Genomic DNA, 24,682 nt, shown 5'->3' on the forward strand with positions numbered 1-24,682 from the left:
TTTTCTTTTTGAGGAGATGAAAGCAGAATGTTCACATCACAGGAGATAATTGAAACTATTAATATGGTAAAGCAGAGCAATTTAGATATCAGAACAATTACAATAGGTATTAGTCTTTTTGATTGCTGTTCAGATGTTCCACAAAGATTTATTGATAACATGAAGAAAAAGATTATAAAATATGCGGGGAATCTCAAAAATGTGGCAAATGAGATTGAGGATATGTTTGGACTTCCAATTGTCAACAGAAGGGTAGCTCTTACACCTATTTCTCTTTTGACCTTTTCTTATTCATATGAAGACCTTTTAAAGGTTGCGATTGCCATTGATGAGATTGCCAAAGAGCTTGAGGTTGATCTGATAGGTGGTTACTCTGCGGCTGTTCACAAAAACTATGATGAAAATACTAAAAAATTCATATCTTCTATCCCAGATGCATTGGCCTCAACAGATAGACTATGTTCTTCGGTTGACGTTGGCACAACAAGGTCGGGTATTAACCTTGATGTGATTGCCCATCTTGGGTTTATAATAAAAGATATTGCACAAAAAACAAAGGACAAAGACAGTTTCGGCTGCGCAAGGTTTGTTGTGTTTGCAAACGCACCAGATGACAATCCATTTATGGCAGGTGCGTTTCATGGGACTGGCGAGGGAGATAGCGCAATAAATGTAGGAATCTCAGGCCCTGGTGTTGTAAAAAGGGCTTTAGAAGGAAAAAAAGATGCTTCAATTGATGAGGTCTATGAGACAATAAAAAAGATGGCATTTAAGATAACAAGGGCTGGTCAGCTTGTTTTGCAGTATGCAAGCAAAAAGCTCCAAATTCCAGCCGGGATTGTAGATTTGTCGCTTGCACCAACACCAAAAGTTGGTGATAGCATTGCAGAGATACTTGAAGAGATAGGGATTGAAAAGGTTGGCGGGTATGGCACAACATTTGCTTTAGCACTTTTGAACGATGCTGTGAAAAAAGGTGGCGCTATGGCGGCAAGTTTCACAGGTGGACTTTCAGGGGCATTTATTCCTGTATCAGAAGACTCTGGAATGGTAAAGGGAGTAGAGGCAGGGGCACTCTCTTTAGAAAAACTTGAGGCAATGACAAGTGTATGCTCTGTTGGTCTTGATATGATAGTTGTGCCAGGTGATGTAGAAGCTGAAGTTATCTCTGCAATGATTGCAGATGAGATTGCCATAGGCATTTACAACAACAAAACAACTGCTGTGCGCGTAATTCCTGCCTATGGTAAAAAAGAAGGAGATGAGGTTAACTTTGGTGGGCTTTTGGGAAGATCAAAGGTGATGAGTATCAACAGAAGTTCACCAAAAAGGCTAATTGAACGTGGAGGAAGAGTTCCACCACCTGTAATTTCGCTGAGAAACTAAAAGTTTTTAAAAGGAGGTAGCAAATGTTATGCTTTTTTCAAAAATGCACGGGCTTGGAAATGACTTTATTGTGATAGATACAAGAGGTAAAGAGGATATAGATTATAACTTGCTTGCAAAGAGGATGTGTCATCGACACATTGGAGTTGGTGCAGATGGTCTGCTGCTTGTATTAAATTCAGATATTGCTGACATCAGGATGAGAATTATCAATTCTGATGGGTCTGAAGCTGAGATGTGTGGAAATGGCATCAGGTGTTTTGCAAAATATGTATATGAAAGAGGAATTGTGAAAGCCACTAAATTCAAAGTTGAGACATTGGCAGGCATAATTGAGCCAGAGCTTTTTGTAAACGAATATGGCCTTGTTGATAAAGTTAAAGTGAATATGGGAAAGCCCAGCTTTAAAAGAAAAGATATACCAATGCAAGGCGACCCAGAAAGTGATGCCATAAATACATCTATTGTAGTTGATGGCAATGAATACAGAATTACATCTCTTTTGATGGGTGTTCCGCACACTATTTTGTTTGTTGATGATGTTGAAAAGGTGGACATTTATACTTTAGGACCAAAAATAGAAAAGCATGATGCTTTTCCAAGAAAGACAAATGTCAACTTTGTTCAGGTGATTGACAAGAATAATATAAAGGTGAGAACCTGGGAAAGAGGAGCAGGTGCAACATTTGCATGCGGCACTGGATCTTGTGCATCTGTGATAGCAGCAAACTTGAATGGACTTACAGAAAGAAAAGCAAATGTCCACCTTTATTTTGGAACTCTTGAGATACAGTGGCAGGATGATGATACAGTCTTCATGACCGGCTCTGCTGAGGAGGTTTTTGTTGGGGAGTATTTGGATTAAAGATTATTTTTAGAAATTACAAGAAAAAAGCTCCCTTATCTTGGCTGCATGCAGGTTATTAGTAAAAGCTAATGCCAAGAAAGGGAGATTTTTTTATATGTTGATATTAGGCGTATAAAAATGCGTCGAGATTACCAGATAAAAATCGCATGAATAAAGTTGTCAAAGTTTTAATATTAAGTTCCTCATAATCTGTAAGCTTTGCTATTAAAACCAACCTGTTGTAAACTCCTCATCAAAACCCTTTAGTAATTTTGGAAGACCAAATTTTTTGCAAATTCTATTTTTTTAAATTAATTGCAAGTGCTTACCAGCTTTCCTTTAGTGAAAGTAAAAAAGTGTTTCAGTTTTATCAAAAGGATTTTCAAAAATTAACTCTTTGTATAACATGTGAATACCATCTACGGAATAAATAAATTGTTTGTCAGGGAAACTATAGCATTTATAAGCTAAATGGAGATTGTCGGGATTTGTGTATATATCTTCTTCATCAAAGCACATTTTGCAAGTAATCATATAGTTTTCAAAAATATTTATTTTAATAACGTTTTCTTTTTCTTCAAATTCAAAATAATAATCTTTTTTGTTAATCCATTTTCCAATGTATAAGATTGAAATTTTAGAACAATATAGATTCATTCTATTAACTGTTACAACATAGAATAAACTTTTATCAATTGATTTTCCATAATCTAATATTCTTTCCTTTACAAAAAATGAGTCACTTATAATTCTTTCCTTAAGTCTGCAGATAATTTCTTTTTTTTCGACACCTTTAATATTTTTAATAAAACATTTGATACTCGGGATATTTCGTAATATAGAAAAGATTAAATAAGGAGAATATTTTTTTATTTCTCCTAATGTATATTTTTACTTACAATGGTTATATCTTTTATTCGACAACTTTTTAACTTTTTTTTAAAAATCGAGGATAAACCATAATCGCATTAAGATCATTTGTTTTAGGGTTTACAACAAATAAGTAATATTCTCCAAAGCCTATTTTTGCAATAAGCATATCATTATTTACTGAATATATAAGATTTTGTCCTGACTCAAAGTTTTTTGTTTCAATAATTGTATCATTGTTAAAAAACACCACTTCATTTAAAATATCATTTGATGAAATTGAAATTGGTAATTCAATAAAAGAAAGTTGGTTAGATTCAATATAATGTTTTATAAAGTATTTACTCGGTATTCCTCCAATTGCATGAGGGTAAAAAGGAATGTACATAATAAAGTGTTTATCTTTTTCTTTATATATTGGAGGTATTTTTTCTAACGGGAATGGCAAAGAACCAATATAAGAGCTCTTTTTAGTCTCCAGATTGTATAAAATGATATCTGTTTTTTTAGTTATGAAATTTTCTTTATAGTATATGATTGAGTAGGATTTGTCGTTTGCATAATATGGATTATAAATACGTACTTTAATTGGGAAATCTAATGTTTCACAACACTCAGCTTTATCTACTATGTATTTAGTAAACTTAAATTTTCCATTAACTAAATTCTGAATTAATTCTTCACAGGGTATAATTATAATAGTTTCTGTTGAGTTTACAAAATATTGCTTTTTTGAATAGAAAAATACTCTTTTATCAAATGAACATATTTGTCCAGTTTTGATTAATATATTTTTTTTGCCATTAATGCTTACAACGGACATGTCTAATAATTCATAAATGTAGTGCTCATCTATAATGTAAGGATCGATAAAAATCTGTTGTTTTCCTATGATGTCAAAAACTAAAGCAATTTTATTTTTAAAATGATCAATATTTGGAATTATTACCATAATATATCTATTATTTATAGCACATACATGGATGGGTATGTGGTTTATTAAATTTGCATTCTCTTCACAATAATCTAAAGTATATCTGTAAACTATTTTTTCTTCATTCTTAATTAAATCAATTTGAAATATTTTCAATTCGACTAAATTTGATGAGATGGCTTTTACTGAATAACCAAGCAAGCTTAATTTTTCTTCATCAAAATAAATTATTTCTGAAATTTCGTTTTTTATGATATGAGTAAAAGTCGCTTTAATATTGTTATTTTCTAATGCCACAATTATAATTGATTGTATATTATAGGTATCATAACAATCGCTAATGGTAAATAACACGTAACTATTACTCTGATAAATGACACTTACATTATTAATGTTTTTTGCTAATAATGAAGAAATATAAAAATTAGTAGAGTTTCCAAAAATATTAAATAATTCATTTAAATTGTATACGATAATTTTAGACATATTGCTATGCTCACTCCATTCCTTATTTTGTTTTCAACATAAGACATAGGGTTGTTGTAGTTTTAATTACAACAACCCTACAGAGTTATCTTACGGGAAGAAAATATGACATGGTAATTTATATACAAAGCTTGATGTTATATATTAAAACTTGTATAATGTATATTTTACCATGGCTGGTATATCATACATTTACTATTAAAATCTCAGCCCCCATAGACCTATATCCTCTGCAAAAGTTTTATCTTTTGGATATTACACTCATTAGCATAAGTAAATTCCAATGCTAAAGGTCTTGTTTTTTTTCTTTTGTTTTCTTTCAATTCATTTTCTGTAACAAACAGTTTTAAATTTTATCGCATGGGATATTTTAAATTTATTTTCTAGGTAATTTGTACTTAATAATTATATTTTTTTTAACTAAAACTTTTATAAAAACTATTAAGGACAATAAACTCAAGAGTCATGTTTTATTAAAAATCTTGGATATATTATAATAGCATTTAGTTCTTCTGTTTCAGAATTTACAATTAATGAGAAAAATTCTTCCATATATGATATCTTTCTTATTAACTCATTATCGTTTAAATAAATATATGTATATTTTTCCTCTGGATTAACTGTGACAAAAATGGAACAGTTTTTTAAAAGATAAAACTCTTCAATTTGTTCTTTATATGGAATATTAATTGGTAGTTCGAAGAAGGAAATTTCATTGGTTCCTATATAATGTTTTATAAAAAAATTTTTAATTGGTAGTAAATAAGTATGGAAAGGACGATATAATAAAAAGTATCTATTCTCTTCTATATATACTGGACGTATTTTTTCTGAGGGAAAAGGTAGGGACCCTATAAAAGCTCTTTTTTTCGTTTCTAGATTGTAAGTAAAGATGTCGGTTCTTTTTGTCAAAAAATTTTCTTTTACATAAGGTATAAATGGAGAATCGATATAAAGAGAATGACTTTTTATACTGTAAAAAAAGCCATAATTAGGTTTTCCATAGTTTAAAAAACTTAATGTTTCAGAATACTCAACTTTATCAATTATATATTTAGATAACGCAGGCATTACACCGCTGATTAAATCTTGAATTAACTCTTCACAAGGAATAATCAGTAAAGTTTCAATCTTATTAATTATATCTTCACCTAAATTAAAATAGTATCTTTTTTCATCTGAGCTAATTCTACCAGTTTTAATAAATAGATAATTTCTGTTTTTGAATTTTTTTATTTCTGCGAATGAAATTTCGCAAATATAGTGGTTATCTGTTATAAATGCATCAAGATAAAATTCAGATTTATTATATAGGTCAATAATCAGAACAAATTTATCTTTAAAATTTTCACAATTATTTATGAGCATTATATATCTTTCATTTAATGCCAATACGTGAGTTGTAGATGGAATAAGCATATCTTTGTTTTCATTTTCTTCAGAAAACTCCATAATAAAACTGAACAACAAGCTCTCCTCTTTTTTTGCTAAATCTACACTAAATATTCTAATTTCACTAACTTTAGTACTAGTTGAGGTTATTGTGTAACCAGTTAGAGTAAATTTCTCCTCATCAAAAAAAATTATTTGAGATATTTTATTTTTGAGTTTATAACTAATAGTTTGTTCGACCTTGCCATTTTTAAAGGATAAAACTATAATAGATTCAATAATACTTCCAAGTATATCGTTCTTTTCCATAACAAACAGTATATTATTACAACTTTGATAAATAGGATGAAAAGATAACATGTCTTTATTAGCAAAAAAATTATAATGATTATATGTAATTTTATGATAATTGTTTAACATTTCTGATAAATCATATACAGGAATTTCAAACATTATTTTAAAAATTCCCTCCTAATTTTCAATTATTTTTGGCAATGAGGGTTGCCAGAAGTATTTAATAATGACAACCCTCAAGAAAGCTATTTGAAAAATTTCAATATAAAAGATAAAAAATATGAGCAGGAATTTTAGTATCCTTATTCATATAAATATGATAATGATAAAAATAATTAGGCATGCTTCCATGAATTTCTGGTCCATAAACATATCCACCAAATGTGATATAATTTTTTGCTACTGAATCAGCAAGATTTTTAGCCTTGATTTTATATTTACAGAAAACATCTAACCAATTATATACTCTCATATAAGCTTCTGAATAATCTATTGCTGGACCGATATAAAGAATACCATTTTTTATTGCTGCTTTATAATAATCATAGTTTCTGTTTTTAACATTTTCAATTACTTCACTTGCCTCTACGTATTTTTCTCCAAATAATTCAATTACTTTACCACTTAGCAAAAGAGAAGCTATTAAAGCTTCTGCAAGTCCTAAGGCTATTGGGATGGCAATGGCAAACTGTGCCGAAACAGTATCAGAATCACCAATATTATACTCCTTTTTTGTTTTTTCATCAATTAGTTTTGCTTTTAAATTCTCACCATCAAAGTATTCTACTTTTACAGAAAAGTTTCTTTCTTCTGGGCTTGATGTGTCCGAACTTTTATCTTGACTTTGTCAGTTAGGAGGAGTTTTTGAGCTAACAAAAAATAACAAAGTCTTAATTTATGCGGGTTTTGAGAATAGAAAAATAAAAAATTTTAAAAATTGTAGTGGCAAATTAGAGTCTGAAATGTGCTATAAATACTTGACATTTTGAATATTTTGTGGTTTAATTACCTAAAATACCTTCGAGGATTTACCATATGTTTATCAAAATAACTAATGCTGGCGGTTACCAGTATGTTAGATTAGTCGAAAACTATCGTGAAAATGCCAAGGAAAAACAAAGAGTGTTATTTAATTTTGGCAGACTTGATCTTCTCAAAAGTGATCCTGCTTTTAAAAACATTGTAAAAAAACTATCTGATATTGTTGAAAGAACAACTACTGAGAATACAGAAGCTGTTACTATTGAATCTGAAGAGGATGTATCGGATGCAGTTATAAAAAATTGGGGATACATTGTATTCAGAAAGTTATGGGAAGAACTTGAAATAGATAAGTTTTTAAAAGAGAAAGCAACAAAAGGGAGAAAGATAAAATTTGATGTAGACAAAGTAAGTTTTTTAATGACCATACAGAGATTGATAGAACCTATGAGCAAACTAAGAACTTATCATCAGAGAAATAAATATTTTGGATTTGAAGAGGATATAGATTTAAATCAGTTGTACAGGTGTTTAGATTTTCTTGACAGTATAAAAGAGGATTTAGAGACGTATCTGTATCAGAAAAATAGGGATTTATTTAAGATGGTAGTTGATGTAGTTTTTTATGACGTGACGACAATATACTTTGAGAGTTGTAGAGCCGATGAACTTAAAAATTTTGGTTTTAGCAAAGACAACAAGATAAATGAAGTACAGGTTGTGTTAGGGCTTTTGGTAGACAAAGAAGGCAGGCCGATAGGTTATGAACTTTTTCCTGGCAATACAATAGATAGCAAGACAATGGTAAAGATACTGAGGAAACTGAAGGAAAAATTTAGTATAGATAAGATAGTGATAGTAGCAGACAAAGGGCTCAACAGCAGATTAAATTTAAAGATGATAAAAGAAGCGGGATACGATTATATAGTAGCAAGCAGATTAAAGAATGCAAGTAAAGAAGTTTTAGATGAAGTATTTGAGCAAGAAGGATATAAAAGGCTTGATGGAAAAAGTTGTTTGAATGCTGAAGAAATTTATGGGGATGAATTCAAATATAAGGTATTGGAAAGAACAAATGTTATCAAGGATGAAGAGGGTAAAGAGTTTAAAATAGAAGAGAGACTGATAATAACGTATTCAAGCAAGAGAGCTAAGAAAGACAAAGAAGACAGAGAGAGATTGGTATCAAAAGCCAAAGAGCTTTTAGAGAACAAAGGAAGTATAACAGCCTTAGAGAAAAAAGGTGCGAGGAAATATTTGAAGAGGAAATCAAAGTCAGAAGAATATGTATTGGATGAGGAAGCGATAAAACGAGATGAGAAGTTTGACGGTTACTATGCAATACAAACGAGTAAAAAGGATATGGATGTAGAAGAAGTTTTAGGAGCATATCACGATTTATGGAAGATAGAACAGTCATTCAGAGTAATGAAAAGCTGTTTAGAAGTACGACCGATATATCACTTTACAGAAAGCAGAATAAAAGGACATTTTGTGATATGTTTTTTGGCATTTTTATTACAGAGGACATTGGAATATATTTTGAGGAAAAAAGGTAAAGGAATAAGTAGTGAAAGGATAATGGAAGCAATAGATTCAATGAACTTTTTTGAAATAGAGATAAAAGGGAAGAAATATTTGATAAAGCAAAGGACAGAAGAAGGAGCTGGAGATATACTGAATGTGATGAAGATAAAGGGGCCGAAAAATTTCATCACATATGAGGAAGGCTTAGAATTTATTGGTATTAGCAAATGATGTAGTGACAAAATTGAGGTCCATATTTTGTCAATCCCAGTCCTCCCAAGCTTTTTGAGTTTCAAACTGACAAAGTCAAGAAATAGTTTATCTTTGAATTCACTTTTTTTAACTAAAAGAGAAAAGGGCTCAAAAAGAGGATATTTTGTACTGAATTCATACGCAAGCTTACCAGTATCAAATGAATATGTCTTTTTACACCTCAATTAATATTTCTATTTTTGACTTTTTGGCGTAACAAGCTTATTTTGCATACATTATTTTTATTATTGTCCCAAACCCTTTTGGCAACTGGAAAATGCCTGTAGTTCAAAAAATATTAATGATTAAAAATTCTATATCAATATGGTACAACCAAAATTTCCTCATTATTTAGAGGATTATTAAAATACAAAATATTTGAACAAGGTTCGGTTTGTAGTAGTAATCTTTTATCATAAAGCGAAAAAAACTTAAAAATGGTGTTATTAGGCTGCAAATATTCCATTGTTACAAGGTAGCCATCACTTTCACAAATATCTATACATCTTTCTTTTTTGTTAAACTTAAATGTGTTGTAATTCTTAGTAACTATTTTTTCTCCTAAATAGAGAGCTTCTATAATACTTATTTCTTGATTTTCAAGTATTTCTCTTGCAATGTAAAGAGCATCTTTTTTATCGATCTTCTTTACTTTAATAATTTTGTAATTAGTATAACTGGAATTTTCTAATATTTTTTCCCTGGTGGTACAAATAAGATGTGAAGAATTATTCTTCTCAAGAAGATTAATTTTGTAAAATTCAGATTTATTTTCATTAACATATGTTTTAAGATAATAATAGTTATCATTCTCAATGAAATAAAAGGGTAAAACAGCATCGAATTGAGTACATGTAAAAGTGTATTTTTCGAAATCTACTGAATCTTTTAAAATATCAACTTTTAATTGTTCAATAGGATATATTATGTGCTTTTGAGTAAAATGATCGGTTGAAACAATATCACTTCCTTCTTTATTATTGACAAGGAGATCATGTTTTTCGGAATTTCCAAGGTTGCTAATTTCAAAAAATAAGTATTTAGAATCAAACAAATGTACTTGGACCACGTCGATATGTTTTATTTTTTTTGATAATCGAGAAGACAATAGATAATATTTTTTTGCTATAATGTCAATAAAAACAAACAATGGTTCAAGCCTCTCTAATTGGCCTTTTTTGTCAAAATGTGGCATTAATTTCACAAAGATATATCTTTTATCTAATAATTTTGCATGTATTGAATATTTAGTTTTACAAAAAAGGCTGTTATCAAAGTCTTCCAATTCTAAAAGGAGAGGAATGTCTATTATATCCTCTTCTTCTAACTCAGAGTTCAGTTTTTTTATATGGAGTTTGAGACAAGAAGTAAAAGAGCTATGAATTGTAAATATATCTTCGCACATATCATTATATAAAATTTTAACATCGTTGGAAACTTTAAAGTATTTAGATTTATATTTTTTAGTATCAATATAAAATACTCCCGTCTGATATAATTTAAATGGATGTTTATAAGTCCAACAAAAAATTTTATTATTTTTGTAAAGACAAAAGTTTGAAAATTCTCTAGTATTATAATTTGATAAATATTCTTTTAAACTATCAAATAAGCAAATTTTCTTCAATTGGTTAACCTCCTTATAATATTCAGTATATTGGCATAGAGGCACCTATTTTTAAAAAATAAAATTTTAAGTAGTGCTTAAAATATAAAAATAGGTGCCTCTATTCGGTTGGTTTTAATTAATCTATGGGTGGAATATATGAGCAGAACCAAGTATTTTTATCCACTGATTGCTAATTACCGTATGAAAATGAGGATAATAATTGGGAGATTCTTTGTGAGCTGAATGATGTTCTATCATACCATACACACGTGTGGCAGTTAGTGCTAATTTTTCTGCAAGTTCATAATTTTTGCAAAAGACATTGTAATTAAATTTAGCCTTATTATCATCTCTTTCAAAATCAGCTGCTTGAACTCTTTCTTTTGCTGTGAAAAAATCTATAGCTCTACCAATATACACGTTTCCATTGTATATATATGCTTCATAATAGTCATAACTGCTGTTTTTAATCTTTTCGACTATATCTGTAACGATTACACATGTTATTCCACCAATTACTATTGCATGTAAGATTGCTAAAAGAGCAGAAATTAATGCCTCACTTAATCCCAATGCAATAGGCAAAGCTATAGCAAACTGTGCAGAGACAGTGTCCGAATCACCAATATTATACTCTTCTTTTGTTTTCTCATCAATCAATTTTGCTTTTAAATTCTCACCATCAAAGTATTCTACTTTTACAGAAAAGTTTCTCTCTTCATTTAGGCTTGAGCTATCCAAACTTTTATCATACTTTTTAGAATCAATAGGCTTAACTTTTAATTTTATCTCATTTGTATCTTTGTCAAGCGTAGCAATATACTTGTATCCTTCATACTCAGCTTCTGCTGCTTTAATTTTTTTGTCAACATCATAGACCTTTATTTTATCTTTCCAAGCATCATATCTTGGCTTTGCAAAGCTGACAGAATTGATAGGCAAAAAGGTTAATATAAAACTAATACAAACAATGATAGCTAATATTCTTTTCATTTTACTTTTCATTTTGAACACCCCTCCGAACTATTTTTCATTTAAATTTAACAAGACCAAAGCCAAATATATTATCTTTACCTTTTTCACCGAGGTCTTCAGAAAGTTTTAGGAGTATATTATAGATTTTATCTTTGTTTATGCTGTGTTTAGGTAGCAAGCCCCACTTTTCTGGTTTGCTTAAGATAAGAGCGATAATTGCTGTCAGGTGTGCAGCAGCCACAGAGTTTCCACTTGAGAGTTTGTAGCTATTGTTTGGAGCTGTGGACAAAATATTTTCACCAAAAGAGCAAAAATCAATTTTGCCTTGAGAAGAAAACTGCGATATTTGTTTTTTGTAGTTGACAGAAGCAACAGAAATAACTTCGGGGTATGATGCAGGAAAGCCTGCTTTTGAACCGAATGAATTTCTTGCCGAGGCAACAATGATTATTCCATGTTTTGTTGCTTTTAAAACAGCTTTTCTGAGTTTTGGATTATCAGATGAGGTGGAAAAACTCATGTTAACAATGTTAATCTTGTTTTTTATACAAAAATCAAGAGCACGTACAACGAGATCAACTTTTCCTTCAAGTTTTTTATTTAAGATTTTTAAGATGTAGATTTCAGCTTCAGGTGCAATGCCAACAATACCAAAGTTATTATTTTGAGCTGCGATTATACCAGCGATAAAAGTTCCATGTCCTGTTTCATCCACGGCAGGTTTGTTTGGTTCTATAAAGTTAATAGTTTTGATGATATTTGCATGTTTTAAATCAGGATGGTTCAGGTCAATACCAGAATCCAGAATAGCAATTTTAACATTTTTGCCTCTTGTAAATTTCCATATTTTTGTGATACCAAGTTTCTTGTAGCTCCATGGAATAATTTGCTTTTTATAGACTTGTTGAGGGTTTTGAGTAGAAGGATTATTACTCATGTAGAGGTTGGCAGCAAGTATTGATGATAATATTGCAAAGATAGCACCTGACAGTAAAAAAAGCTTCTTGTGTTTGTGCAACAAATTAGAACCTCCTAACAAAATAAATAGGATTAAAGTATTTAAGAGGTGTTAAGCATAATGATAGTTATCAACTCCTTTCAATGGATAAAATAGCTATAAATACTTATATCAAAAAAAAAAAAAAAAAAAAAAAAAAAACGCAATAGGCAAATTGCATAAATTTTTACATCTTCATATAGAAAGTCTAAACAATAGAGTCATACTTTTATACTTGACGTAAAATTTTTGTGGAGTTTAAGATGGGAAAAAGACGCCCCTATTGGTAAAAAAGAAAAAATAGCATAAAATAATCAAGAAAATAGGGAGAATAAGAAGGAAATACAAACCAAAGTAGAGAATAATATAATTGATGAAGTAAATGCCCGCACATTTGTGTCTTCAGATATGAGTAAGGGCATAGCAAAAGGAGAAGGGCAAGAATATAGTGGCAAAAATTAATGAACGGTTTTAAATATATTGAAATTTTTTTTTAATAAAATATATTTGCCTGGCTTCTAAATTGTGCTGTAATATTTATGGGTGATATAAATATGAAAGCAAAAGAAGTTTTGGAATTATTAAAAATATCAAGACCAACCCTAACTAAATATGTAAAATAAGGGAAAATAAGAGTAACGGTTATGCCAAATGGATTTTATGATTACAACCAAGAAGACGTATACAAAATTTTTATGAAAGGTGTTGAAAGAAAAACATATATTTATGCAAGGGTTTCAACTCCAAAACAGAAAAAAGATTTAGAAAATCAGATAGAAATGTTAAAACAGTTTTGCTTTAGTAATGGCTATAAAATACACGGAGTATTTTCTGACATAGCAAGTGGAATTAGCTTTGAAAAAAGAAATGAATTTTTTAAAATGTTAGATGATGTTCTTGCAGGTAAGGTACAAAGGGTTGTTATAGCCTATAAAGACAGGTTAAGCAGAGTGGGATTTGAATTGTTTAAACGCTTATTTAGAAAATTTAACACTGAAATAGTTGTTTTATCGGAAGTTGGAAGTGAGAAGCTTGATTCTCAGGAAATAATTGAAGAAATTATAAGTTTGCTGCACTGTTACAGTATGAAATTTAACAGCAAAAGAAAAATTCAAAAAATAAGAAAGCTTTTAGAAAGTGAGGTGTTTGAAGATAATAGTCAAGAGGACAGAGCAAATACAGATAAACAAGAACCATGAATTATAGTCTTATTGTGATGAAATATGTTTTGCAGCAAAGAGCTTATACAACTTTGCTAACTACGTTTTAAGACAGGAATATTTATACACAATGGCAGATGGATAAGATACAGAGAACTTGACAAAATGTTAAAAGAACATGAGAGTTATAAGAACTTGCCAGCTCAGACATTACAGCAAGTGCTAAGACTTCTTGAGAGGAACTGGAAAGCATTTTTTAAAGCAATGAAAGAATGGGACAAAGATAGAAGTAAATTTTTGGGCAGACCTAAATTACCAAAGTATAAGAAAAAAGATGGCAGGGCTATTTCTATTTTTACAAATCAGCAGTGCAAGATTAAAAATGGTTATTTGACATTTCCTAAAACAGAATTAAAGCTAAAGACAAGGATAACAGACAAATTAAAAGAAGTCAGGATAATACCAAAAGGAAGCATTTATGTAGTTGAAATAGTTTATGAAAAGGAAATAGCAAAGATACAAAGACCACCAAAGAGGATAGCAGGTATAGATTTAGGGCTTAATAACTTTGTAACTCTGGTAAATAACATAGGCATAAAGCCTATTGTTATTAATGGCAAAGTTATTAAGTCAATAAATCAGTATTACAACAAGAAAAGAGCACAGCTTATGAGTTATGTAGGCAATAGAGGAAGTAGCAAAAGAATAGAGAAGTTGACTTTAAAGAGGAACAACAAGATTAAGGATTTTATGCACAAAGCAAGCCGTTTTATAGTCAACTGGTGTAAGCAACACGAAATAGACACTATTGTTGTTGGATATAATCCAAACTGGAAGCAGGGGATAGAGCTTGGCAAAGTAAATAATCAAAATTTTGCTTCTATACCATTTAATCAGTTTGTAAATATGCTTAAGTATAAGTGTGAAGAAGAAGGAATTAACATAATAATTACAGAAGAAAGTTACACAAGTGGCTGCAGTTTTTTAGATGGAGAAGAAATCAATGAAATAAATTATGATCCACGTCGAAGAATAAAGAGAGGCTTATTTAGAAGCAATAAAGGAATATTAATAAATGCCGATGTTAACAGTGCATATAATATAATCAAAAAAGTATTCCCCGAAGCATTTGCTAAGGGGATAGAGGGTGTGGGGTTACACCCAGTTAGGCTGAATGTAGCCTGACGAAAAATAGTGTTTAGCAAAATTTTAAATAGTTTTTAATACTTTAAACACTATTCATAACCTAGGAATGAAGAGCTAAAGGACTTAAAAATAAGGACATGGCAATGTCCATGTTGTGGACAGAAACATGATAGGGATGGGAACGCAGCCAAAAACATTCTGAAACAGGGATTACTCCAGTTAGGAATGGTAGTAAGTGTATAGGCAATGTAGTAGGGTTGGGACGACCCAAGCCGATAAAGGCGATGCCTGCTGAGATCTGTCCTTTACTACTGGGGATACAATCCCAGTAGCAAGTCTGGTCGATGAAGCAGGAAGCCTGCAACTTCAGTCATGGGTAGTTCACTCGAAAGGAAATATATTAATTGATCCTAATGTTAAATCAATACACGATGGTAATTTAGAATTTTTAGGTTATTTACTTCTTAAAATCCGCTGATGCCAGGTATGACTTTTTGCTGAATAAAGAGTAAAAGATAAAAGCTCATCATTTTGATTGAATTTTTCTTATCTTGTGGTATAATTTTAATATGGTTTTTATGGCTTTTTGCAAGGAAGGTGAATGTATTGAAAGTCTTCTATGTTAAGATTGAATACAAAGATGGAAGAAAAGTAGAAGATATCTTTCTCACAAACGCTAAGGCAAAAGAGATGTGCGACTTGCTTTTAGGTGAGGACAAGGAAGGTCAAATTAAACTTGTTGAGACAAAATGCAGAGAAGTGGATTTATAATTTAACCTGTAATTTTTACAAGTCAATACAAAATTTTTTAGGAGGTTTTAAAGCACGATGGCCAAAATAATTCTAACCATTTTAGAGCTTCTTTTAGCAATTGCACTTATAATTGTTGTGCTTTTGCAGTCAGGCAAGAGCGCAGGGCTTTCTGGGTCAATTGCAGGTGGTGCTGAGACATTTTTTGGAAAGTACAAGGGAAGAACACTTGATGCTATGCTTGGAAGATACACATGGATAATTGCAGCGGCTTTCTTTGTTGTATCAATACTTTTATTCTTAGTAATAAAGTAAACCTAAGGTTGGTAGCCGACCTTGGGTTTTTATTTTAACCATCATACGTGGTATATTTTTACAATTAAATTACAAAAGAAGGCAGCAACAGTTGAAAATAGTTATGCAAAAGGGTATAATTTTAATTAGGTGATGATAGATGTTATTAAGTATGCAAAAAGTAAAAGAAATATACTCAATCAGTCGAAGGACACTTATAAACTGGGAGAAAGAGGGGTTAATTACCCCTGTTAGAACCCCAAAGGGTAGAAGAAGGTATAAAAAAGAAGACATAGAAAAACTACTGGGTATGATAGAGGAAAAACCAAAACCAACTGTTGTTTTGTATGCAAGGGTATCAACAAAAAAGCAAGAAGAGTACCTTAAAAATCAGATAAGAAGACTTGAAGAATATGCCAATTCTCAAGGGTGGCAATATGAGACTATATTTGAGATAGCGAGTGGGGTGAACGAGAACAGAAGGGGACTGTTGAAACTTTTGAACAAGATTAAGAGAGGAGAAGTTGAAAAAGTTGTAGTGGAGAATCCTGACAGACTTGCAAGGTTTGGGTTTGAATATCTCAAATTTTTTATGGAAAGCTATGGAGTAGAACTCATAGTGCTAAACGGTCAAGAAAACGAAGAAGACATAAACAAGGAACTGGCAGAGGATTTAATAGCGATAGTAACATCTTTTGCAGCAAGGATTTATGGTAACAGAGGTGCAAAAAAGCATGATAACAGTTCAGGCCAAGCTAATTTTTGAAAGCAGGGAAGATAAACAAAAAGTCCTGGACCTTATGAGAAGATGGTCATCATGCATGAGGTATGCATACAAGAGGTTACTTGAAGGGCATAAAAGGAATGAACTCAAAAGAGAGCTGCAGGGGATTTTCAATCTTAATTCCCGATACGTGGATGATGCAATAATGAAAGCAAAAAGTATTTTGACCTCATGCAAAGAAAGAGGCGAAAATCCTAGGAAGGTCATTTTGGTGGCAGGCAGCTTTTTGAAAAACTAAGGAAGCGACATATAAACGGCGAACAATATAGGAAACTTCAACTTAAGTGGCAGGAGAAAAGGAAGGGGAACCTGTATTCAAGAGGAGACAGGAGCAAGAAGGTAATCTCAATACAAGGATTGAGACAGATGAAAATTGTACAAGACTTAGAATCAACGTAGGAGAAAGGGAGTATGTATATGCGAGAATACAGCCTGGATGGAAGATAAAAGATGGAAGGTACATTGATAGAAATCAACTTCTTGAGGCGATAAGTATTTCTGGACAGCCTTATTCTGCTGAGCTGAAACTTAAAAGTGGTATAGTATATGCCTACTTTGCTATTGAGGAAGTTTTCCCAAAACCTGCAATAACGAGAGCGAATGGAGTTATAGGGATAGACACTAACGCATATCCAAAGAATGTTGCATGGGTAGAAACAGATGAGCACGGACAGTTTCTGGGATATGGCAGGATACCACTTGAGAAGCTTGAAAGTGGCAGCTTTGATAAAAGAGAGTATTACAGGTGGCAGTATGCTCATGAGATTGTAAAAATAGCAAAAGAATAAGAGAAAAGCTGTTGTGATTGAAAGACTGAACATGAAAGACAGGGGAAGAAGAGGAGACTTTTCAGGCAGAAAATCAAGACGGATAAGGCATTATTTTGGGTACAGGTCACTTTTGGAGAAGGTAAAACTTTTAGCAAAGAGAGAAGGGATAGAGGTTATAGAAGTAGACCCCGCATACAGTTCTGTAATAGGGATTTTGAAGTACGCACCGCAGTTTATGGTGACAAAGGATATAGCTGCAGCATACGTAGTAGCAAGAAGAGGGCTTGGGTTAAATGAGAGGATACCGTCAAACTATATGGAGTTTTTGAGATTGCTCGATAGTAGTTTAGAAGAATTAAAAGAGTATGTAAGCAAAATGGTGAAGAATGTAATTTTGAGGAGGAAGCAGATAAAGGAGATTGAGAATGTGATGCGGATGGTACAAAGCTCTGGGAGTGAGTCAGGGAGGCTATCCGTGCCTCTGGATGGAACAAGTGCGGGTAGTCGTGGCAAAAACCACAATCCCTGGCGAGTTCTCAGGGTAGCGGTGGTAACGCCACTCTCCCCTGACAGAGTCCTGCGTGATATGTCTATCTTGAAATTGCTTTTGATTTCAGGGCAAGTGGGGAAGACCTGTAAGGGCGCGAGTTCCTGTTTCTTGGGACAGGGGCTATGGCTTTCCCAAATACCGCCTGCTGGGGCTGGGAAAGCCTGAAAGGCGGACTACAAATACCCCAGCCGCCAAACTCGTGCAATTTTGCACAGTTTGGTTGACCAGGAAAATTTTATTATGAGCATAACACGCGATATTGCACTTGAAGAGGTTAAGAAGAGAATTAAAACACCAAACCTGCTTAAACATTGCTTGGCATGTGAGGCTATTATGAGAGGGCTTGCATGCTATTTTGAAGAGGATATGGATAAATGGGGAATATGCGGGCTTGTCCATGACATAGATTATGAGGAGACAAAAAATGACCCAAGCTCACACAGTATAGTTGGTGCAAAAATATTAGAGGATTTAGGGTTTGACAAAGACATTGTGTATGCAGTAAAAGTTCACAACGACGCACATGGTCTTCCCCGTTTAAGTCTTATGGATAAAGCGCTTTACTGTGTTGACCCAACTTCAGGGTTTATTGTTGCAGGTGCGTTGATTCTACCATCAAAAAAGCTCTCTGATGTGACAGTACCATTTTTAATGAACAGGTTTAATGAGAAAAGCTTTGCAAAAGGGGCAAATAGAAGCCAGATGAAGGCATGTTCTGAGCTTGGGCTTGAGCTTGAGGAGTTTTTAAGAATATCTTTGGATGCCATGCAGAAAATAAGTGTAGAGCTTGGGCTGTAGAATAAACTTTTTAAAAAAAGAGGATGTGAGATGTTCTGTGAAAAAAGCAAGATTTGAAGAGAAAAAACAAGAGATTTGGGGTTTAATCCGCGAAGAAAGCTATCATCCAATGACGTTTTCTGAAATTTTAGATATCTTAGGTTGGAATGAAAAAGACGAACTTTTACTGAAGAGAATTCTTGATGAGCTTGAACAGGAAGGGAAAATTGTCAGGACAAAGCGCGGAAGATATGGCCTTGCTGAGGAGATGAACCTTTTTGTTGGTGTATTAGAAGTAAATCCGCGCGGGTTTGGATTTTTGGTTCCTGACAATCCTAATATCCCTGACATCTATATCTCAGCAGAGAACATGAACGGGGCTATGCATGGCGATAGAGTACTTGTCAAAGCACTTTCTTTACCTGTTGAAGGCAAAAGAATTGAGGGATATGTGGAAAGAATTTTAAAAAGAGGAATTACAAAGGTTGTTGGAAGGTATGAGGATAGTAAAAACTTTGGATTTGTTATTCCAGATGACCAGCGAATAACTTATGACATCTATATTCCAAAGAGCGGGAAAAACAAAGCAAAGACAGGTCAAAAGGTTGTAGTTGAAATTACAAGATATCCTGAAAAGAGAAGGAACCCTGAAGGAAGAATCATTGAGATTTTGGGATATGAAAATGCAAAAGGAGTAGATATACTATCAATCATCAAAAAGTACGAATTAGAAGAAGAATTTCCAAAAGAAGTCTTGAAAGAGGTTGAAAATATCCCAGATGTTGTCTTAGAAGAGGAAATTGAAGGAAGAGTTGATTTAAGAGACTGGACAATCTTTACAATTGACGGTGAGGATGCAAAGGACTTTGACGATGCAGTGTCAATCAAAAAACTTCCAAACGGCAACTATCTACTAGGTGTTCACATTGCAGATGTCAGTCATTATGTAAAGCCAAATACGCACCTTGACAGAGAAGCTTTCAGACGTGGTACAAGCGTCTACCTTGTTGACAGGGTAATTCCAATGCTTCCTTTCAAGCTGTCAAACGGGATTTGCTCTCTCAACCCAAATGTGGATAGGCTTACCTTTTCTGTTCTAATGGAAATAGACAAAAATGGCAATGTGGTAAAGCACGATATATTTGAAAGTGTTATAAGAAGCAAGGAGAGAATGACATACACAAATGTTACAAAGATACTTAAAGAAGAGGACAAAGACCTTCTAAAAAGGTATGAACACATAAGAGAAGACTTGGAGCTGATGCGCGAACTTGCACTAATTTTGCGTGAAAAGCGCATGAAACGAGGGGCTTTGGACTTTGACTTTGACGAAACAAAGGTAATCCTTGACAAAAATGGCAGACCAATTGATATCAGAAGGTATGAGCTCACAATCTCAAACAAAATAATTGAAGAGTTTATGCTTATCTGCAATGAGACAGTTGCAAATCACTTCTTCTGGCTAAATGTTCCATTTTTGTACAGGGTTCATGAAGAGCCAGACATAGAAAAGATTTACCAGTTTGCTGAGTTTATATACAACATGGGGTATGTTCTAAAAGGAATTTCCAACAAGATTCACCCAAAAGCGCTGCAGGCAATCTTAGAGCAAAGCAGGGGCACACCAGAAGAAAGGGTGATTCACACACTTTGTCTTCGCTCACTTAAAAAAGCAAGATATTGTGAAGAAAATCTTGGACACTTTGGTCTTTCAACAGATTATTACTGCCATTTCACATCACCTATTAGAAGGTATCCTGACCTTGTAATTCACAGGATTATGAAAGATGTTCTAAAAGGAAAGATGACAGAAAAGAAAGCAGAAAGACTTCGCCGTAAGATGCCTGAGATAGCAAAGTGGACATCACAGCGAGAGCAGATAGCTGAAGAGGCAGAAAGAGAAACAGTTGAACTCAAGAAAGTAGAGTTTATGACAGACAAGATCGGTCAGGTTTTTGAAGGTATTATTTCAAATGTCACACCTTTTGGCTTTTTTGTTGAGCTTGAAAACACTATAGAAGGACTTGTAAGAGTGAGTTCTTTAGAGGATGATTATTATGTCTTTAACGAGAAGACATATCAGCTAATAGGAGAAAAATCAAAAAAGGTATATAAGATAGGAGACAAGGTAAAAGTAAGGGTAATTTCCGCAAATATAGCTTTGAGGCAGATAGAGTTTACAATTGTCTGAGAAAAGAATTTTTGAAAAATCAATTATGACAAGGGTGAAGGCTTATGCATATAGCGCTATATAGAAAATACAGACCAAAAGTGTTTGAGGATGTTGTTGCCCAGGAGCATATAACAAAGACACTGAAAAATCAAATAAAACAAGACAAGGTTGCCCATGCATATATCTTTACAGGGCCGCGTGGCACTGGCAAGACAACCACCGCTAAGATAATGGCAAGGGCAGTAAACTGTCTTAACCCTAAAGACGGCAATCCTTGTAATGAGTGTGAAGTGTGCCAGAGCATCCTAAATGAAAAAACACTTGATGTTTTGGAAATAGACGCAGCATCCAACACAAGTGTAAACGATGTAAGACAGATAAGGGATGAGGTCAGATACCCACCGTCAATGTGCAAAAGAAGAGTGTATATAATAGATGAGGTTCATATGCTCTCAACAGGGGCTTTCAACGCACTTTTAAAAACGCTTGAAGAGCCCCCAGCCCATGCTCTTTTCATTTTAGCAACAACAGATATACAAAAGGTACCAGCTACGATTTTATCTCGCTGCCAGAGATTTGATTTCAAGAGAATCTCTGTAAAGGATATATATGAAAGGCTCAAAAAGGTTGTTGAGCTTGAAAAAATCTCAATTGACGACCAAGCACTATATCTTATTTCTCAAAAAGCAGAGGGAGCATTAAGAGATGCCCTTACAATTTTAGAGAGATGTGTGAACACCTCTGATGAGCATATATCATACAAGTTTGTTGCAAACTTACTGGGCGTTACCTCAACAGAAATTGTGAAAGAGTATTTGAATGCAATTGTCGAGAATGACTCTAACAAGGGTTTGAGAGTGGTAAACAGACTTTGGGACGAGGGAATGGATGTCAATACATTTTTAGAAGAGAGCATAAAAATACTGAGAAATGCTTTGATTTTGCGTTTAGGTGCCCAGAACGTTTTGCTTGACATGATGGATGAAGACAAGAGCTTTGTAACAAACCTTTCTAACCTCCTTGATTCAAATAGAATCGTGTCTGTTATAAAGATATTAATTGACACTGCAAACCAGATAAGATGGACAAGGTTTCCAAAGGTCTTGCTTGAAATAAACACAATTAAGCTTTGTGATATGCAGATGGACACATCATTTGAAGGACTAAATGAAAGGGTAAAAAAACTTGAAATAAAACTTTCACAGATTTTAGAAAATCCGAGTCTACTTCAAAGTTTAAAAACAGAAAAAACTCTTTCATTATCCACAGCAGCGGGTGAGAAATCAGGGTCCTCTGAAGTCAACAAAGAGAAAATGCTCCTTCCAGATGCAGATGTTTCTGAAGTTTTAGAAAGATGGGCTGAAGTAAAAGAAGCAGTAAAGGAAGAAAAGCCTGGACTTTCGCAGGTTTTGCAAAGTGCAAGCATTAAGTTTGAAAATGGCCTTAAAATCTGTTTTAAAGAAGAAGACAGCGTCTTTGCAGAGCTTCTAAAAAGGAACCTTGATTATTTCAAGTCTGTTCTAAAAAAGGTTGTTGGGTATGATGGCGAGGTTGAAGTAGAGGTAAATAGTAACAGTTCTAAAGCTAAACAAGAACCTCAATCTGATGAAGAGATTATGAACAAGCTCAAAAGTATCTTCCCTGATACAGAGATTACTATAAAAGAATAAGGAGAGGAAATAGGTTGAACAATAACATTTATATCATTTACGGCAAAGATGCAAAGTCAATGACAAAGGACCTACTAAAGTACGTTGATGTAAATAAATACATTCCAAGAAATTCAAAAATTGCAATAAAACCGAACTTAGTGGTTGCAAAACCATATACCTCTGGTGCGACAACAAATCCTCAGATAGTTGAAGGGATAATTGAGTACTTAAAAGAAAATGGACATGACAATATTACAATTTTAGAAGGTGCGTGGCTTGGAGCATCTACAAAAAGAGCGTTTGAGGTATGTGGGTATAGCGAGATTTCAAAAAAATATGGTGTAAAGCTAATTGACACAAAAGATGACCAAGTTAAAAAGGTAAATGTTGATGGGTATGAATTGAATGTGTGTAAAAGTGTATTTGAATATGACTACTTAATTAATGTTCCTCTTTTAAAAGGTCATTGTCAGACAAAACTTACATGTGCGCTCAAGAACTTAAAAGGACTGATTCCAGACAGTGAAAAGAGACGATTTCACACGTTGGGGCTTCACAAACCAATTGCATATCTTAATAAGGCTATAAAAACACATTTGATCATTGTAGATAGCCTCATGCCAGACCCTGACTTTGAAGAAGGTGGGAACCCTGTTGAAAAGGATTTTATTGCGCTTGGTTTTGACCCAGTTCTCATCGACAGTTTTGCTGCAGAAAATTTGGGATACAATCCTTATGATATAGAATACATAAAGCTTGCTGAAAAATTAGGAATTGGTAAGACAACAGGTTATAATCTGATAGAAATAAATCCTGAAAAAAAGCCACGCTTAGCTTCAAGAAAATCATCTATTGTCGGCAAGTATGCAAAGTACATTGATGAGAGGGATGCATGTTCTGTTTGCTATGCAAACTTGATAAGTGCACTTATGAGATTAGATGAAGAAGGATATCTTAGAAAGATTGAGAAAAAACTTTGCATAGGCCAAGGTTTTAAGGGAAAAGGCATCGATGGAATTGGAATTGGAAGCTGCACGAAAAATTTTGATATTTCAATTTCAGGCTGCCCGCCGAAATCAACTGAGATTGTCCAGTTTATAAAAAGCAAGATTTAAGAGTAAAAAATGCGCATGCCAAAAAGAAGGTATGCGCTTTTATTGTTTTTAGTCACTTTTTCAACAGGTTATATCCTTTGGGAAATATACTATCCACAGAGTTATCCACATTATCCACAAGGATATTTTTAACAGAAAGGATATTTGGCTGTTGTGGATTGTGTACATTTTTGTGGATAAAATTTTTGTGTAGAAAATTCAAAATGGGTGGTATATATATAATAACAAAACAAAACTTTCTACATAGAAAGGATGGTCAATATGATGAACTTTATAATTAGCGGCAAGAACATAGAGGTAACAGATGCACTAAAAGATAGGATTGAGAAGAAACTTTCAAAACTTGAAAGGTATGTTAAAATGAACTGTGATGTGCATGTGACATTGAGCGTTGAGAAGATTAGGCACATTGTTGAGGTGACAATACCATTTTATGGCATGATTTTAAGAGCTGAAGAAGCGAGTAATGACATGTACAGTGCAATAGATTTGGTTGTTGACAGTTTAGAGAGGCAGATAAGAAAGTTTAAAACAAAGATTGCAAAAAGGGCAAAGGATGCAGAGTCTTTAAGATATATGACGTTTGAAGAAGAAGCTCAGCAAGAGACAAATCAAGAGGAAAATGGTGAGTTTAAGATTGCAAAGACAAAGAGGTTTCCAATAAAGCCTATGAGCGTTGATGAGGCAATTCTGCAGATGAACCTTTTGGGACACAGCTTTTTTGTCTTCCTAAATCAGGACACTGATAAAGTCAATGTGGTGTACAAGCGAAATGACGGCGCATATGGTCTGATTGAACCAGAATATTAAAAAAATAAGTGACAAAAGAAAAAATTGATGAGACATCACTGCCCCCGCTCAAGACAAAAATTGTCTTGAGCGGATTTTTGTTTGAATATAGATTCAATTAGTGATAAAATTATAACTTGAACATCTAAAAATTCAAAAAATCGAGGGAGAA

The 24,682-nt window shown here is 33.0% G+C and carries 17 protein-coding genes and 4 pseudogenes; 15 read left to right on the forward strand and 6 right to left on the reverse strand.

The genetic code is table 11. From position 1 onward, the window contains the following. The first annotated feature begins 27 nt into the window (after positions 1–27). The gene (locus PGC14_RS02155) at positions 28–1,386 is read left to right on the forward strand and encodes a PFL family protein (RefSeq protein ID WP_271629408.1); all 1,359 of its coding nucleotides are present in this window, start codon (positions 28–30) and stop codon (positions 1,384–1,386) included. A gap of 28 nt (positions 1,387–1,414) precedes the next feature. After that, on the forward strand, positions 1,415–2,251 hold the full coding sequence (dapF, locus tag PGC14_RS02160) for a diaminopimelate epimerase (protein WP_271629409.1): 837 nt from the start codon (positions 1,415–1,417) through the stop codon (positions 2,249–2,251). Between the two features lie 910 nt (positions 2,252–3,161). On the opposite strand, the gene PGC14_RS02165 is transcribed toward dapF, so the two are convergent. From PGC14_RS02165 to PGC14_RS02175, 3 genes are all read right to left on the reverse strand, one after another. After that, a complete protein-coding gene (locus PGC14_RS02165; protein ID WP_271629410.1) occupies positions 3,162–4,523 on the reverse strand; it encodes a hypothetical protein in 1,362 nt (453 codons plus the stop codon). Positions 4,524–4,979: 456 nt separating this feature from the next. Next, the gene (locus tag PGC14_RS02170; protein ID WP_039765061.1) at positions 4,980–6,368 is read right to left on the reverse strand and encodes a hypothetical protein; all 1,389 of its coding nucleotides are present in this window, start codon (positions 6,366–6,368) and stop codon (positions 4,980–4,982) included. Between the two features lie 100 nt (positions 6,369–6,468). Further along, on the reverse strand, positions 6,469–6,840 hold the full coding sequence (locus PGC14_RS02175; RefSeq protein ID WP_271629411.1) for a hypothetical protein: 372 nt from the start codon (positions 6,838–6,840) through the stop codon (positions 6,469–6,471). 404 nt (positions 6,841–7,244) lie between these two features. Between PGC14_RS02175 and PGC14_RS02180 the strand changes: the two genes are divergently transcribed. After that, a complete protein-coding gene (locus tag PGC14_RS02180; RefSeq protein ID WP_271629412.1) occupies positions 7,245–8,948 on the forward strand; it encodes an IS1634-like element ISCsa8 family transposase in 1,704 nt (567 codons plus the stop codon). Positions 8,949–9,288: 340 nt separating this feature from the next. Here PGC14_RS02180 and PGC14_RS02185 read toward each other — a convergent pair whose 3' ends face one another. The 3 genes from PGC14_RS02185 to PGC14_RS02195 all read right to left on the reverse strand — a co-directional run bounded on the left by PGC14_RS02185 (position 9,289) and on the right by PGC14_RS02195 (position 12,571). Further along, positions 9,289–10,596, reverse strand: coding sequence for a hypothetical protein (locus PGC14_RS02185; RefSeq protein ID WP_271629413.1), 1,308 nt, complete (start codon positions 10,594–10,596; stop codon positions 9,289–9,291). A 123-nt stretch (positions 10,597–10,719) separates the two neighbouring features. Beyond that, the gene (locus tag PGC14_RS02190) at positions 10,720–11,583 is read right to left on the reverse strand and encodes a hypothetical protein (protein WP_271629414.1); all 864 of its coding nucleotides are present in this window, start codon (positions 11,581–11,583) and stop codon (positions 10,720–10,722) included. 25 nt (positions 11,584–11,608) lie between these two features. Then, positions 11,609–12,571: a S8 family peptidase gene (locus PGC14_RS02195; RefSeq protein ID WP_271629415.1), complete on the reverse strand. Its 963-nt coding sequence runs from the start codon at positions 12,569–12,571 to the stop codon at positions 11,609–11,611. Positions 12,572–13,104: 533 nt separating this feature from the next. Between PGC14_RS02195 and PGC14_RS02200 the strand changes: the two are divergent. The 12 genes and pseudogenes from PGC14_RS02200 (at position 13,105) to hpf (ending at position 24,531) form a co-directional block, all read left to right on the forward strand. Continuing rightward, positions 13,105–13,749, forward strand: a pseudogene (locus PGC14_RS02200) (IS607 family transposase). Positions 13,750–13,771: 22 nt separating this feature from the next. After that, positions 13,772–14,895, forward strand: a pseudogene (locus PGC14_RS02205) (RNA-guided endonuclease InsQ/TnpB family protein). Between the two features lie 63 nt (positions 14,896–14,958). After that, positions 14,959–15,099: pseudogene (locus PGC14_RS02210) on the forward strand (zinc ribbon domain-containing protein); the annotation flags it as partial. Positions 15,100–15,462: 363 nt separating this feature from the next. After that, positions 15,463–15,627 (forward strand): hypothetical protein, encoded by a 165-nt coding sequence (locus PGC14_RS02215; RefSeq protein WP_238480644.1) that lies wholly within the window; start codon positions 15,463–15,465, stop codon positions 15,625–15,627. Positions 15,628–15,684: 57 nt separating this feature from the next. After that, positions 15,685–15,921 carry a preprotein translocase subunit SecG gene (secG, locus tag PGC14_RS02220; protein ID WP_271629416.1) on the forward strand — a complete coding sequence of 79 codons (237 nt, stop codon included), beginning with the start codon at positions 15,685–15,687 and terminating at the stop codon, positions 15,919–15,921. Positions 15,922–16,060: 139 nt separating this feature from the next. Beyond that, on the forward strand, positions 16,061–16,666 hold the full coding sequence (locus PGC14_RS02225; protein WP_271629417.1) for an IS607 family transposase: 606 nt from the start codon (positions 16,061–16,063) through the stop codon (positions 16,664–16,666). Next, positions 16,635–18,169 (forward strand): annotated as a pseudogene (locus PGC14_RS02230) (IS200/IS605 family accessory protein TnpB-related protein). Before PGC14_RS02225 ends, PGC14_RS02230 begins: the two are co-directional and overlap by 32 nt. Before the next feature lie 75 nt (positions 18,170–18,244). Beyond that, positions 18,245–18,802: an HDIG domain-containing metalloprotein gene (locus PGC14_RS02235; RefSeq protein WP_011916857.1), complete on the forward strand. Its 558-nt coding sequence runs from the start codon at positions 18,245–18,247 to the stop codon at positions 18,800–18,802. A gap of 37 nt (positions 18,803–18,839) precedes the next feature. Further along, on the forward strand, positions 18,840–20,972 hold the full coding sequence (rnr, locus tag PGC14_RS02240; protein ID WP_011916858.1) for a ribonuclease R: 2,133 nt from the start codon (positions 18,840–18,842) through the stop codon (positions 20,970–20,972). A gap of 44 nt (positions 20,973–21,016) precedes the next feature. Continuing rightward, positions 21,017–22,624: a DNA polymerase III subunit gamma/tau gene (dnaX, locus tag PGC14_RS02245; protein ID WP_271629418.1), complete on the forward strand. Its 1,608-nt coding sequence runs from the start codon at positions 21,017–21,019 to the stop codon at positions 22,622–22,624. Between the two features lie 14 nt (positions 22,625–22,638). Beyond that, complete coding sequence (locus PGC14_RS02250) at positions 22,639–23,721, forward strand: DUF362 domain-containing protein (RefSeq protein ID WP_011916860.1); 1,083 nt, start codon at positions 22,639–22,641, stop codon at positions 23,719–23,721. Positions 23,722–23,985: 264 nt separating this feature from the next. Then, positions 23,986–24,531: a ribosome hibernation-promoting factor, HPF/YfiA family gene (gene hpf, locus PGC14_RS02255; protein WP_011916861.1), complete on the forward strand. Its 546-nt coding sequence runs from the start codon at positions 23,986–23,988 to the stop codon at positions 24,529–24,531. Positions 24,532–24,682 lie beyond the last annotated feature (151 nt).

Origin of the sequence: Caldicellulosiruptor sp. DIB 104C, from assembly GCF_028198085.1 — a bacterium.
Taxonomy (GTDB): domain Bacteria; phylum Bacillota; class Thermoanaerobacteria; order Caldicellulosiruptorales; family Caldicellulosiruptoraceae; genus Caldicellulosiruptor; species Caldicellulosiruptor saccharolyticus.